General features: G+C 67.5%; 10 protein-coding genes. 4 read left to right on the top strand and 6 right to left on the bottom strand.

The features are described from left to right. Positions 1-58: 58 nt before the first annotated feature. Both BVC93_RS03095 and BVC93_RS03090 read right to left on the bottom strand, forming a co-directional pair. On the bottom strand, positions 59-2,665 hold the full coding sequence (locus BVC93_RS03095) for an FHA domain-containing protein (RefSeq protein WP_083735896.1): 2,607 nt from the start codon (positions 2,663-2,665) through the stop codon (positions 59-61). Between the two features lie 44 nt (positions 2,666-2,709). Beyond that, positions 2,710-3,900 carry an NADH:flavin oxidoreductase gene (locus BVC93_RS03090; RefSeq protein WP_442929012.1) on the bottom strand — a complete coding sequence of 397 codons (1,191 nt, stop codon included), beginning with the start codon at positions 3,898-3,900 and terminating at the stop codon, positions 2,710-2,712. Positions 3,901-3,974: 74 nt separating this feature from the next. On the opposite strand from BVC93_RS03090, the gene BVC93_RS03085 reads away from it, so the two are divergent. Together BVC93_RS03085 and BVC93_RS03080 are read left to right on the top strand one after the other, a co-directional pair. Continuing rightward, entirely contained in the window at positions 3,975-4,823 is an 849-nt protein-coding gene (locus tag BVC93_RS03085; RefSeq protein WP_192860171.1) for a bifunctional methylenetetrahydrofolate dehydrogenase/methenyltetrahydrofolate cyclohydrolase, read from the top strand. Next, the gene (locus tag BVC93_RS03080; RefSeq protein ID WP_083735893.1) at positions 4,820-5,101 is read left to right on the top strand and encodes a DUF3017 domain-containing protein; all 282 of its coding nucleotides are present in this window, start codon (positions 4,820-4,822) and stop codon (positions 5,099-5,101) included. Before BVC93_RS03085 ends, BVC93_RS03080 begins: the two co-directional genes overlap by 4 nt. Positions 5,102-5,160: 59 nt before the next feature. Here the strand turns inward: BVC93_RS03080 and BVC93_RS03075 are convergent, their stop codons facing one another. Genes BVC93_RS03075 through BVC93_RS03060 form a run of 4 tightly spaced genes read right to left on the bottom strand, consistent with a single transcriptional unit; the run spans position 5,161 to position 10,310 of the window. Further along, a complete protein-coding gene (locus BVC93_RS03075) occupies positions 5,161-6,273 on the bottom strand; it encodes an ABC transporter substrate-binding protein (protein ID WP_083735892.1) in 1,113 nt (370 codons plus the stop codon). Continuing rightward, positions 6,270-8,033, bottom strand: coding sequence for an ABC transporter permease (locus BVC93_RS03070; protein ID WP_236950226.1), 1,764 nt, complete (start codon positions 8,031-8,033; stop codon positions 6,270-6,272). The genes BVC93_RS03075 and BVC93_RS03070 overlap by 4 nt, the downstream gene beginning before the upstream one ends. Continuing rightward, positions 8,030-9,142 (bottom strand): ABC transporter ATP-binding protein, encoded by a 1,113-nt coding sequence (locus BVC93_RS03065; RefSeq protein WP_083735891.1) that lies wholly within the window; start codon positions 9,140-9,142, stop codon positions 8,030-8,032. The genes BVC93_RS03070 and BVC93_RS03065 overlap by 4 nt, the downstream gene beginning before the upstream one ends. 37 nt (positions 9,143-9,179) lie before the next feature. Then, entirely contained in the window at positions 9,180-10,310 is a 1,131-nt protein-coding gene (locus tag BVC93_RS03060) for a PrpF domain-containing protein (RefSeq protein ID WP_083735890.1), read from the bottom strand. 159 nt (positions 10,311-10,469) lie between these two features. Between BVC93_RS03060 and BVC93_RS03055 the strand changes: the two genes are divergently transcribed. Both BVC93_RS03055 and BVC93_RS03050 read left to right on the top strand, forming a co-directional pair. Next, positions 10,470-11,384, top strand: coding sequence for a LysR family transcriptional regulator (locus BVC93_RS03055; RefSeq protein ID WP_236950225.1), 915 nt, complete (start codon positions 10,470-10,472; stop codon positions 11,382-11,384). A 166-nt stretch (positions 11,385-11,550) separates the two neighbouring features. Further along, positions 11,551-12,936: an SLC13 family permease gene (locus BVC93_RS03050; protein ID WP_083735888.1), complete on the top strand. Its 1,386-nt coding sequence runs from the start codon at positions 11,551-11,553 to the stop codon at positions 12,934-12,936. Positions 12,937-12,959 lie beyond the last annotated feature (23 nt).

The raw sequence follows: 12,959 nt of genomic DNA, 5'->3' as shown, positions 1-12,959 counted from the left end.
CGGAATGAGATTCACCCAGGGCCAGAAAACCCCTGGGGTTCCTGCCCGGAGGTGAACCTCACGCGGCCTTGAGCCGGATCTTCCACCGCACGAAGCCCAGGTACGCAATGCACAGCGCGCCCAGCATGCCCATGTCGAACCACCACGCCTTGGTGGTGTGCTCCCACAGCGCGTCCTTGGGTGTCAGGGGCCCTGGCACCAGATGAATCAGGTCAACCGTCGACGCCGATGCCGCAAAGCCCCAGCGGGCGGGGGTGATCCAGGACAGCTGATCGAGCACCAGGCGGTCGGTCACCGGGATCATGCCGCCGGAGAACACCAGCTGACTCATCACCGCCACCACCAGCAGCGGCATGATCTGCTCGGCGGACTTGGCCATCGCCGAGAGCGCCAGACCCACCATCGCCGCGGTCACCGTCGTCGCACCCATCACCACGAACAGCTCCGCCGTGGGCGGCAGGAAGCTCACCGAACCCTGCGTCGGGCCGCCCTTGCCCAGCACCGCGATGGCCGTGACGATCGAGGACTGCACGATCGCGAACACCGCGTAGATGCAGACCTTCGCCAGCAGGTAGGCGGTGGTGGACAATCCGACGGCCTGCTCCCGGCGGAAGATGGCCCGCTCACCGATCAGGTCGCGGACCGTCAGCGCGGTGCCCATGAAGATGGCGCCGACGTTCAGCAGCACCAGGATCTGGCCGGGCTCGTTGGGTGCGTCGCCCATCGGGTCGGGCACCCCGAAGCCGACGGTGCCGGGCACCGACAGCGACAGCACTCCCATGATGAACGGCAGCAGTGCCAGGAAGACGAAGTAGCCGCGATCGGAGACGATCAGGCGCATCTGCCGGCGCCCGATGGTCGAGAACTGCCGCCGGAAGCTGGTTTTTGCCGGCTTGCCCAGATCCGCGGGCTCCTCGGTGGAGGCCTCGGCCTCCGGGGCCGGGCCGGTGCGCTCGATGTACCGCTTGCCCGCCTCGTCGGGGTCGCCGGCCACAGTGGAGAAGATGTCGGCCCAGTTGGTGGTGCCCAACTGCGGGCCGATCTGGCTCGGCGGTCCGTAGAACGCAGTCTTGCCGCCGGGGGCCAGGAGCAGCACCTGGTCGCAGACGTCGAGATAGGTCAGCGAGTGCGTGACCACCAGCACCACGCGGCCGGCGTCGGCCAGTTGGCGCAGCATCGTCATGACCTGGCGGTCCAGCGCCGGGTCCAGGCCGGAGGTGGGTTCGTCGAGGATCAGCAGCGACGGGCCGGTCAACAGTTCCAGGGCCACCGACGCGCGCTTGCGCTGGCCGCCGGAGAGCTTGTCCACCCGGGTGTCGAGGTGCTTGGTCATCTCGAGTTCCTCGAGAACCTGCATGACGACGTTCTCGCGGTCCTCTTTGGTGGTGTCCGGCGGCAGCCGCAGCTCGGCGGCGTACATCAGCGCCTGGCGGACCGTCAGCTGCCCGTGCACCACATCGTCCTGGGGCACCATGCCGATCCGGGAACGCAGCGAGGCGTATTCGGCGTGGATGTCATGGCCCTCGAAGGTCACCCGTCCACTGGTCGGGTGGGTCAGACCGGCGACCTGCTTGGCGAAGGTGGACTTACCGGCACCGGACGGGCCGATCACCGCGGTGAGCGTGCCGGGCCGGGCGTCGATGGAGATGTTGTTGAGCAGCGTCTTGTTGTTCTCGATGGTCCAGGTGAGGCCCCGGACCTCCAGACCGCCGGTGCGGGTGGCGGCCTGGGTTTCCGACCGCCGCGCCAGCGTTCCGCCGGTGAACACCAGGTCGACGTTGCCGATGGTGACGACATCGCCCTCACGCAGCGTGGCCTGCTCGACCCGTTGGCCGTTGACGAACGTGCCGTTGATGCTGCGGTGGTCGATGATTTCGGCGCCACCGGCGGCCGGCACCAGCGTCGCGTGGTGCCGGGAGGCCAGCACGTCGGGGATGACGATCTCGTTGTCGGTGGCGCGACCGACCTTGATGCCGCCCGCCGGCACCTCGGGAGCGCGACCCGGGCGCAGGATCTTGAGCATGCTGGTGGCGAGGTTTCCGTCGCCGCCACTGTTGGTGGGTGTCCGCGGCGGGATGGCCGTGGGCCCCATCTGGGTAGGCATCGCACCTGACGCGGGTGGACGCGCCGCCGGCTGCGCCTGGCTCGGATAGTGCGTCGGGGGCGGGGTGACGGGCGGCCGCGCACCGGTCGGGTACTGCGGGGGCCGCTGAACCGGCGCCGACGGCGGCGACTGCCAGCCGCCGCTGGCCGGGTAGTTCGGAGGCTGATAGCTCGACGGGGTGGTGCCCGTGAGGGGCCGATGCTGCGGGATGGGCACCGAGGCGGTTTGTGGTGGAGTGCCCACGGCACCGGTGTGCCTGCCGACCTCGAATTCGAGGCGGGGGCCGTCGGGGTTGCCGATGTTGAGCGCCAACCCGTCATGGAGGTCGACGTTGGCGACCCGGCGGTTGTTGACGAACATGCCGTTGAGTGAGCCGTTGTCGATTGCGATCCACCGGCCGTGATCGAAGCGCAGCACCAAATGGGCGCGCGAGATCAACGGGTGTGCGATACGTACGTCCGCGCGCAGGTCACGCCCGACAACAACATCATTGCCCGCGGCGAAAGTGCGCGAAGACCCATCGTGCCGAACGGTCAGTGCAGGTGCGACTGGTCGAGACATCGCGTCAACTCTAACCGTAGGTATTCATTCCACGCGTGTGGCGCCTAACGGTCCGGCGCGCCGGTCAGCACGCAGTGCGTGTGGCTGTAGATGGTCGGCATGCACTGGTTGCAGTGTGTGCACAGGGCTCTGGTGGACTTGTCGGCCCTGATCCGGTTGATCAGGTCCGGCTCGGCCAGCACCGCCCGGCCCATCGCCACGAAGTCGAACCCCTCGGCCATTGCCAGGTCCATGGTCTCGCGGTTGGTGATGCCGCCGAGCAGTATCAACGGCATGGTCAGCTCGGCCCGGAACAGGCGGGCCTCGCGCAAGAGATAGGCCTCGCGGTAGGGATACTCGCGCAGAAAGTTCTTGCCCATCATCCTCACGCCCCACCGCATGGGTGGTTTGAAAGCTCCTGCGAACTCCTTGACCGGGGCGTCGCCGCGGAACAGGTACATCGGGTTCACCAGTGAGCTGCCCGCGGTCAGTTCGATGGCGTCCAATCCGCCGTCATCCTGCAACCAGATCGCGGTCTGCAGCGACTCGTCGGTGGAGATGCCGCCGCGCACCCCGTCGGTCATGTTGAGTTTGGCCGTCACGGCGATGCGGTCACCGACTGCTCGTCGCACCGCCAGCACGGTTCCGCGCGCCACCTTGGCGCGGTTCTCCAGGGAGCCGCCGAATTCGTCGTCGCGGCGATTGATCAGCGGGCTGAGGAATGAGCTGGCCAGGTAGTTGTGGCCGAGATGGATCTCCACGGCGTCGAAGCCGGAATCGATGGCCAGGCGGGCGGCGTTGGCGTGGGCTTCCATGACGTCACGGATGTCGTCCTTGGTGGCCTTCTTGGCGAACCGCATCGACATGGGGTTGAAGAACCGCACCGGCGCCAGCGCCTGGGCTTTGTTGGTCTTGGCGTTCGCGACGGGTCCGGCGTGGCCGATCTGGGCGCTGATGGCTGCCCCTTCGGCGTGGATGGCGTCGGTGAGCCGGCGCAGCCCGGGGACCGCTTCGGGACGCATCCACAGCTGCCAACCGTCGGTGCGGCCGCCTGGGGCCACGGCGCAGTAGGCCACCGTGGTCATCCCGATGCCACCCGCGGCCGGCCTGCGGTGGTAGTTGATCAGGTCATCAGTCACGAGGGCGTCGGGTGTCGCCGCCTCGAAGGTGGCCGCCTTGATGATGCGGTTGCGCAGCGTCAACGGGCCGAGCTTCGCGGGACTGAACACATCTGGGCTGGTGTTCACACCTGGCACTCCAACACGCGGCGCGGACGGTGTCAATGACGGGGCGAGGTGGAACGCCGCTCCTGGATGGAACAATGCTCAGCGTGGGTGCAAAAGTTCTGGACGGCAAGGCCACGCGCGACGAGATCTTCGTCGATCTCAAAGAACGGGTGGCGAAGCTGACTGCCCAGGGCAGAACGCCCGGGCTGGGCACCGTCCTGGTGGGCGACGACCCCGGTTCGCAGGCCTACGTGCGCGGCAAGCACGCCGACTGCGCGAAGGTGGGCATCAATTCCATCCGGCGTGATCTGCCCGCCGACATCAGTCAGGCCACTCTCGACGAGACCATCGACGAGCTGAACGCCAACCCCGACTGCACCGGCTACATCGTGCAGCTGCCGTTGCCCAAACATCTTGACGAGAACGCCGCCCTGGAGCGGATCGATCCGAGCAAGGACGCCGACGGCCTGCACCCGACCAACCTGGGTCGGCTGGTGCTGGGGGAGCCCGCTCCGCTGCCCTGCACGCCGCGCGGCATCGTGCATCTGCTGCGCCGCTACGAGGTGGAGATCGCCGGTGCGCAGGTGGTGGTGATCGGCCGCGGTGTCACGGTGGGGCGCCCGCTGGGTCTGTTGCTGACTCGACGTTCGGAAAATGCCACAGTCACCTTGTGCCACACCGCAACTCGGCATCTGCCGCAGCTCGCGCGGGAGGCCGACATCATCATCGCCGCAGTCGGTGTACCGCACATGGTGATCCCCGAGATGGTCAAGCCCGGTGCCGCTGTGGTCGACGTCGGAGTCAGCCGGGTCGACGGCAAGCTCACCGGCGATGTACACCCCGATGTCTGGGACGTGGCGGGGTTTGTCTCACCCAATCCCGGCGGCGTCGGTCCGCTGACGCGAGCGTTCCTGTTGACGAATGTCGTTGAGAGGGCAGAGAACTCGCTGTGAGGCCGTGGGCGCGGCTGCGCAGTCAGTGGCCCATCGTGGTGGTCGGGCTGATTTTCGTTGCCGCGTTCGTGTTGGTGGCGGCCGGGTACTGGCGCCGTGGGGCACTGCTGATCGGTATCGCCGTCGGGGTGGCGGCGGTGCTGCGGTTGGTGCTGGCCGATGACCGAGCCGGGTTGCTGGCGGTGCGGACCAAGGCCATCGACTTCCTGACCACCGGCTCGGTGAGCGCCGCGGTGGTCTACATCGCCTGGACCATCGACCGCCTCGGCACCAGCTGACGTACCGAGCCGCGGAGCGTGGTGCTCCGCGGCCCGGGTTCGTGCTCTGCGCTGTGGGGTTACTCGTTGTAGCCGAACATCGCGTTCCAGGACCGCTGATCCTGTTCGGCCCACTCCATGGACTCGGCCGGGGTGATGCGGTGCACCCGGGGGTCGTCGAAGTCGGGCAGCTGAACCCCGCGCACCACGGGCGCCGGAACATCTTGTCGCACAGAGTATTCCCCGATGTCGCGCAGCACGTTCTGACCCCGCTGCGAGAGGTTCCAGTTGAGGAAGACCTTCGCGGCGGCCACGTTGGTGGCCGTCGAGGCCACGCCGGTGTAGTAGTCGTAGGCGGTGACGCCTTCTTCGGGAACCACGAAGGTGACAGGGGCGTTCTCGTTGGCCGCGATGTTGACGCTGCTGACCACCACGGTGCCGGCGTCGATCTCACCTCGGGCCAGGCTGTCGAGTTCGGCTCCCAGGGAGTCGAACACCCGGGCTTCCTTGGCGTAGGCGCGCAGGTAGTCGTCGCCCAGCACATCGCGCTGGAATCGGGTCAGGGCCAGTGCGCTGCCGCCGGCACCGGCCTGGGCGATGCCCAGCTTGCCGGCCCACTGGGGCTCCAGCAAGTCCTGCCAACGCTTGGGGGCGTCCTCGGGATCCACCAGTGCGGTGTTGTACCCGAACGTGTAGATGGGGTCGAAGGTGCGGTAGTAGTTGCCGTTGTCGAAGACCACATCGTCACGCAGGTTCGTCGCAGTGGGCGGGGTGTAGGGCTGGAAGACGCCGCGCCTGCTCAGCCCCGAGACGAACCCGGCGTCGGAGATGCGCACCACGTCGGCGTTCAGCTTGCCCGCGCCGTGCTCGGCGACGATGCGCTCGTAGAGCCGGTTGGGGGTCAGGCGGATCAGCTTGACCTCGAGACCGGTGTCGGCCTCGAACTGCTCCAGGACGGTGGCCTCACTGTCGGCGGTGTAGCCGCTGTAGAGGGTGATGTGGCCTTCCTCCTTGGCCGCCGACCACAGCTCGGGATCGGCGATCTGCTCGCCGTTGATCACCAAAGAGGTGTCCCGTTCGATCGATTCGGCCGGCCGGGCCAGGTCCGGCGTCGGCGGTGGCGGCGAGCAGGCGGCCAGAAGTGTTGCGGCGGTGACAAACCCGAGCGCCAGGCGGGCGGACAGCTTTCTCATGACATCTCCTTGGAGCCGAAGCGGCGGGCGAGCACGGCGAGCACGCCGATAACGGCGCAGTAGAGCAGGCTCAGTTCGGCCGCGGATTGGAATGATCCGTTGTCGTAGGCGTCGAAGATCGCGATGGACAGCAGCCGGGTGTCGGAGGTGAACAGGAACAGCGCGGCGGTCAGTTCGCGCATCGCGAGCATCATCAGCAGCAGGAAGGTCGAGGACAACCCCACCCGCAGCAGGGGCGCGGTGACGAAGGTGATGGCGCGGTGCCTGCGGGCTCCGAGCATCACGGCGCTGTCTTCGAGATCCTTGTCCAGCTGGATGATCGACGCCGACACTCCGCGGTAGCCCTGCGGCAGGAACACCGCAACGAAGGCGATGACCAACACCGCCAGGGTGCCGTACACGGGGATCGGCAGCGCCAGCCAGGTCCACAGCAGGCCGAGGCCCAGGACGATCGCGGGTACCGCCAGGGGAAGCATGGCGACGTATTCGAGGAGTTTGCGTCCCGGCGCCTTGGTCCGGTAGCGGGTGTAGGCCAGCGCGAAGCACAGCGCGGTGCCGATGCCGGCAGTGGCCACCCCGACCACGACGCTGTTGATGACTACCTGGTGGAAGTCGCTGCTCTGCAGGGTCTGACCCATGTTCCACAGCGACAGGGCCCCGGGCTGACCGAGCTGGCTCAGGTCGGCGACGTAGGGGCTGGTCTGCATGGCGGCGATGATCAGCGCGAGGACCGGCAGCAGCACGGCCAGGACGAAGTAGCTCCAGGCGAATACGGCCGACGGTATGCGCCAGCCGCGCAACGCCACCTGACGAGCGCGTACACCCTTGCCGCTGACGGTGGTGTATTCCTTGCCGCCCATGGCCCGCTGTTGGAAGGCCACGACGATCACCAGCAGAACGGTGAGCACCACGGCAAGCGCGGCGGCGTCGTTGGAGCGGGCCGGTGAGGCGTTCATCAGGCGGTAGATCAGGGTGGGCAAGGTGTCCACCCCGCCCGGGACGCCGATCACCTGGGCGACTGGGAAGTTCTCCACGGTCAGTGCGAACACCAGGATCGCCGAGCCCAGCACGGCGGGCATCACCAGTGGGAAGGTGACCTCACGCAGCATGCGGCGGACCGGGGCGCCGTGCAGGCTGGCCGCGTCCTCCAGGTCGGGGTTCATCAACGACAGCGCCGAGTGCACCATGAGGAACGGGTAGGGGGCGTAGTACAACCCGAGGACGAAGATCATGCCGGTGAAGCTGTAGATGTCGATCAGGTGGGGCACCCCGAGCGCACCGAACGCCAGGTTCACATACCCGGTGGCGGGGCCGGCCAGCAATGCCCACGCCAGTGCGCCGACCAGGGCGGGCAGGAACAGCGGCATGATGGCGATGCCGTAGATCAGTTTGCGGCCCGGGATGTCGGTGCGGGCTGCGAGGAACGCCAACAGACATCCGATGATCAGCGCCACCGCCGACGAGCCGATGCCGACGGCGGCGGAGTTCAGCAGCGCGGTCTGTGCGGTGCCCGAACCCAGCACGGCAAAGTTGTCGAAGGTGAAACTGCCGAAGTCGAACAGGTTGTCGCGTTCGGTGTTCTCGCTGAAGGCTCCGGCGAGGATGAAGAACATCGGGCACAAGACGATGACGGTGAGCACCGCCAGCTGGACCAGGACGGGCGTGGTGCCCCGCAGCCGCAGTCGCCTGCGGCGGGGCGGCGCGGTGCTCGGCGCTGTCTTGGTCTGTGGCAGAGGCGGTGTCGCGGTGGGGGCGCTCATGCGGTCACCACCGCAGATTCGGTGCGGTCGTCGAGCAGCAATTGGGCGGCGCCGGGGCGGGCGGTCACGACCGCGGACTCGCCGATGCCCAGCACCGGGCTGCCGTTGCCGGTGGCCACGGCTTCGATCTCGGGTCCGTTGTCCAGTGTCACGCGGTAGCGGATCGAGGCACCCTGGTAGCTGGCGACCTCGACACGGCCGGTCCAGTGTTGACCCTGCGGTGCGGGTTCGGAGATGCCGGTCACCAACAGGTCCTCCGGGCGCAGGCAGATCACCATGGGTCCGTCGGCGGCGGGGGAGTCGTCGGTGGCCACCGTGATGGCGGGGTGGTCGTTGAGCAGATAGCCCGAGCCCGACGAGGTGGCCGAGGCCGCGAAAATGTTGCCGATGCCGAGGAATTCGGCGATCGAGGCGCAGGAGGGGTTCTTGTAAATCTGCTCCGGAGAACCGATCTGGACGATGCGGCCCTTCTGCATGAGGGCGATCCGGTCGGCCAGGGCGAACGCTTCGACCTGGTCGTGGGTGACGTAGACGGTGGTCAGTCCCAGCCGCAGCTGCAGTTCGCGCAGTTCCATCCGCAGCCGCTCGCGCAGCCGGGCATCGAGGTTGGACAGCGGCTCGTCGAGCATCAGGACGCTGGGCCGCATGACCAGGCTGCGGGCCAGCGCAACCCGCTGCATCTGGCCGCCGGAGAGCTGACTGGCGCCCCGGTCGGCCAGGTGCCCAAGGCCCACCAGGGAAAGAGCCTCGCTCACCCGCTGTTCCATCTCGGACTTGGCCACTTTTTGCATCTTCAGGGCGAAACCGACGTTCTGGGCCACGGTGCGATGCGGCCACACGGCGTACGACTGGAACACCATGCCGACGTTGCGCTTGTGGGGCGGGACGGAGCGGCCGGTCGTGCTGTCGTGGACCACGCGGTCGCCGATGGTGATCTTGCCGATGCTGGGGGTCTCCAGCCCCGCGACGCAGCGCATGGTGCTGGTCTTGCCGCAGCCGGATTGCCCGAGCAGTACCAGGGATTCGCCGTCGGCGATGTCGAGGTCGAGATCGCGGACCACGGTGTTGCCGTTGTAGGCCAGTGTCAGGTTTTCGATGGTGACTTTCATGATGTCCTTCTGTGGAGTGGGTGAACAGGACCGGGGCTCAGGAAGCGGCCAGGGCGCGGGCGGGATCGGCCAGGAACAACTCGGCGCGAGCGATGCGCCGGGCGGCGCGGTGCAGGGCGATGTCGCGGGGGAGGTGATCATCGGACAGCGTGGCGGTGGTGCTGATGACGCCCGCGGCGGTGCCGATCCGCAACGTCGACGCCGACCGCCGGGTGGCCACGTTGCGGGCGACGATGCTGTCGTCCACCGTGGCGGCGGCCGCTACGGCCACCGCTGAGGTCAGGCCGATGGCCGGATGCGGTGCCAGCATGGACACCATGCGCACGGCCACGTCGTATTCGCCTACAGCCACCGGGTTTCCGTCGCTGGTGGTGTAGTCCAGTGCAGGGCCGACGATGCCGACCTTGGGGACCGCGTGCTGCACCGGCTCGCCGGGCTTGGTCAACCCCATGGCCAGCGCGGCCCGGTGCCGCAGTTCGATCAGCACCGGCAGCCGTTCGGCCAGTGCGTCGGTGCCTTCGGAACCGGTCAGGCCGAAGTCGCCGGCGTAGAACAGTGCCGCGGGGGCGCCGGCGTTGATCAGGGTCGCCGCATACCGGTGTCCACCCGCCTCGAGGTGATCGACGGCGCGTCCGGTGGGCAGCAGGACTTCCCGGCTCGGCGCGACGTCGGTGAAGGTCAGGGCGACCGGAACACCGAGAGCCGTCGTCCCCGGTACGGTGGCGCCGCCGTCTGCCGGCACGACGCCACCGGGGGTGGCGATCTCGGCGGACAACATGGCACCGGTGTTCTGGTTGCGCATCCGTACCACTGTGACCTCGGAGTCGATGGCCACCATGCCGGTTTGCAGCGCGTACAGGCCGATGGCGGTGGCGCAGTTGCCGCAGTTGCTGCCCCATTCGACGGTGCGCTGGCCGAGCGCCACCTGAGCGAACAGGTAGTCGACGTCCACACCGTCGACCGGCGAGCGTCGCACCACGGCGGCCTTGGAGGTGGTCGACGTCCCGCCGCCCACTCCGTCGAGCTGCAGCGGGTCACCGGATCCGAAGGCAGACACCAGGATTTGGTCCAGGCCGGTGGTACGCAACAGCGGGTCCACGTCCACGGCGTTGAACAGCCAGCACTTGCTGGTGCCTCCCCGCATCCACGTTCCCCACAAGCTGGTCATGAGTTCCGCCCTCCTGTCTTCGGCTCGATCGAGCAAAGTGACTGCGCTCACTCTGGGGCGCGGTTTCAGCGTGCATCACGTGGGGGTCGAGTACAATTTCGGAAAAGTCGATAACTATTAAGTTCAACTGAAAGCAGGGCGATGCTGGACCCACGACGAATGCTTCTGCTGGTCGACGTGGTGCGGGCCGGCTCGCTCACCGCGGCCGCCAATCGCCTCAGCTACACCACCTCGGCCATCTCCCAGCAGATCGCCAAGCTCGAGGCCGAAGCCGGGCAACCGCTACTGGAACGCCACGCCCGGGGGGTGCGGTTGACCGAGGCCGGAGCGGCGCTGGCCCGTCGCGCCGAGCGCATCGAGACGCAACTGCACGCAGCGCGCAGCGAGCTCGACGACATCGCCGGTCTGCGGTCGGGAACCGTGCGCCTTGGCACCTTCCCCACGGTGGGATCCAGCCTGCTTCCGCAGGTGGTCAAGCTGTACAAGTCCCGGCACCCCGCCGTCACGCTGACGGTGCGCAGCTCCCGCTTCGCCGCGCTGCGGGCGATGTTGGACACCGGCGACGTCGAACTCTCACTGCTGTGGGATTACGAGTGGGCCCCAGTGACCGATCGTGAGCTGGTGGTGCGGGAATTGCTGGTGGACCCACCCACGCTGGTGGTCTCGGTCAATCACCGCTTCGCCCATCGGGAGTCGCTGGACATGGCCGAACTGGCCGACGAGTTGTGGATCACCCGCGAGGATCACCATCCGGTGGGGGCGGCGCTGGAGAAGGCCTGTCAGAAGGCCGGTTTTGTGCCCACCGTGGCGTTCGCGGCCAACGACTACCAGGAGGCGCAGGCCATGGTCGCGGTGGATCTCGGGGTGTCCATGGCCCCGCGGCTGGCGCTGTCGAACCTGCGTGAGGACGTCAAGGTCATCCCGCTGCGCGGGGCGCCGTCACGGCGCATCCTGCTCGCGCACCTGGCTGAGCACCGGCTCACCCCCGCCGAGGCGACGCTGGTGGACACCTTCGAAGAAGTGGCCTACCGCCACGACGGCAAATCCACGCCGGTCCGTCGGTCCCGGTCCTGACGTACATCGGCGGGAAGGCTTAAGTTCAAGTTAAGCACTCTGCAGATTTTCGACATTGTTGTACAGGCACGCCGTTCCTACTGTGATCTGAGTAATGATTCATCGGGGCGTGTGATTGGCGAGGGGTGAACTCCCGTCGCACCACGTTCCGGAACCGAGGGAACACATGTCTTCTGTCGAGATTCTGCCTCTGATCGCGCTGGTGGCGATGTTCGTCATCGCCACGTTCTTCCCGATCAACATCGGCATCCTGGGGTTCATCGGCGCGTTCGGCGTCGGTGCCTTCCTGCTGGGATATGACGACAAGGAGATCCTTGCCGCCTTCCCCAGTTCCATCGTGCTGACCATCATCGGGGTCACCTACTTCTTCGGCATGGCCAAGAAGAACGGCACGATCGACCTGCTGGTCAACGCCTGCATCCGCGCCGTCCGCGGCCGCGTGACCGTGGTGCCGTGGGTGTTCTTCTTCTGTGCCTCGGTGCTGACCGCGTTGGGCACCTTCAGCCCCGCGGCAGTCGCGTTGATCTGCCCCGCCGCTCTGTCGTTTGCGGCCAGGACCAAGATGAGCCCGCTGGTCATGGGCATCATGACCATCAACGGCGCCCACGCCGGCGCGTTCTCACCCATCTCGGTGTCCGGCGTGCTGGTGCACGACCTGGTGGAGAAGAGCGGGCTGACCATCGCCCCCTGGACCCTGTTCTTCGCCAGCTACGGCATGAACCTGCTGCTCTCGGTGCTGACGGTGGTCGGCTACGCCGCGCTGGCCCGGATGCGCAACCTGGAGTACAGCGCAACCGGCACCAAGCTCACCGATGACCTCGACGGCAGCGGCGGTACCGGCGTGCGTGCCGAGTCCGCTCCCGGTACCGGCCCGGCCGGTGGGGCAGGCGCCGGGACGCAGGTGCTGACCCGTCCGGTGCAGTCCGACGTGCTCGAGGTCCAGGTGCACCCGGTCACTGTGGTGCAGAAACTGACCCTGTTCCTGATCGCGGCCGTGCTGGTGCTCGTGCTGGTGTTCCACCTGCCGATCAGCTTCATCTCGATCGCCGCCGGCGCCATCCTGGCCTTCACCGACCTGTCCAAGCAGAACGAGGCCATCGCCGGCATCAGCTGGTCGACCGTGCTGCTGGTGGCGGGCATGGTCACCTACATCTCGCTGCTCGAAGAGGTCGGCACCATCGACCACCTGGCCGAGATGGCGATCACCATCGGCGCTCCGCTGCTGGTGGCTATCGTGCTCTGCTACGTCATCGGCATCACCTCGGCGTTCGCGTCGTCGACCGCCCTGCTGGCCGCGATCATCCCGATGGCGCTGCCGCTGCTGCAGACCGGTGCCCTGCCCGTGGTGGGTGTGGTGGCCGCGCTGGCCATCGCCGCCACCGTGGTCGACGTCTCACCGTTCTCGACCAACGGCGCGCTGGTGCTGGCCAACGCTCAGGGCATCGACCGGCCGCGGTTCTACCGGCAGTTGCTGGTCAACGCCGGCATCGTGGTCGCGGTGGCGCCCGCGCTGTGCTGGCTGCTGCTGGTGGTCGTCCCCTCGATGGTGTGAGACCCGCCAGGGTTTAGCTGAAC

The sequence above is a fragment of the Mycobacterium sp. MS1601 genome (genome assembly GCF_001984215.1).
Taxonomy (GTDB): domain Bacteria; phylum Actinomycetota; class Actinomycetes; order Mycobacteriales; family Mycobacteriaceae; genus Mycobacterium.
The sequence above is the reverse complement of the archived record's forward strand: the minus strand, read 5'-3'. Positions and strand labels throughout refer to the sequence as shown.

Bases quoted from the DNA above. Each gene is read 5' to 3' on its own strand.
- BVC93_RS03070 (WP_236950226.1), bottom strand. From the start codon at position 8,033: ATGAGCGCCCCCACCGCGACACCGCCTCTGCCACAGACCAAGACAGCG.
- BVC93_RS03095 (WP_083735896.1), bottom strand. From the start codon at position 2,665: ATGTCTCGACCAGTCGCACCTGCACTGACCGTTCGGCACGATGGGTCT.
- BVC93_RS03065 (WP_083735891.1), bottom strand. From the start codon at position 9,142: ATGAAAGTCACCATCGAAAACCTGACACTGGCCTACAACGGCAACACC.
- BVC93_RS03055 (WP_236950225.1), top strand. From the start codon at position 10,470: ATGCTTCTGCTGGTCGACGTGGTGCGGGCCGGCTCGCTCACCGCGGCC.
- BVC93_RS03050 (WP_083735888.1), top strand. From the start codon at position 11,551: ATGTCTTCTGTCGAGATTCTGCCTCTGATCGCGCTGGTGGCGATGTTC.
- BVC93_RS03075 (WP_083735892.1), bottom strand. From the start codon at position 6,273: ATGAGAAAGCTGTCCGCCCGCCTGGCGCTCGGGTTTGTCACCGCCGCA.
- BVC93_RS03060 (WP_083735890.1), bottom strand. From the start codon at position 10,310: ATGACCAGCTTGTGGGGAACGTGGATGCGGGGAGGCACCAGCAAGTGC.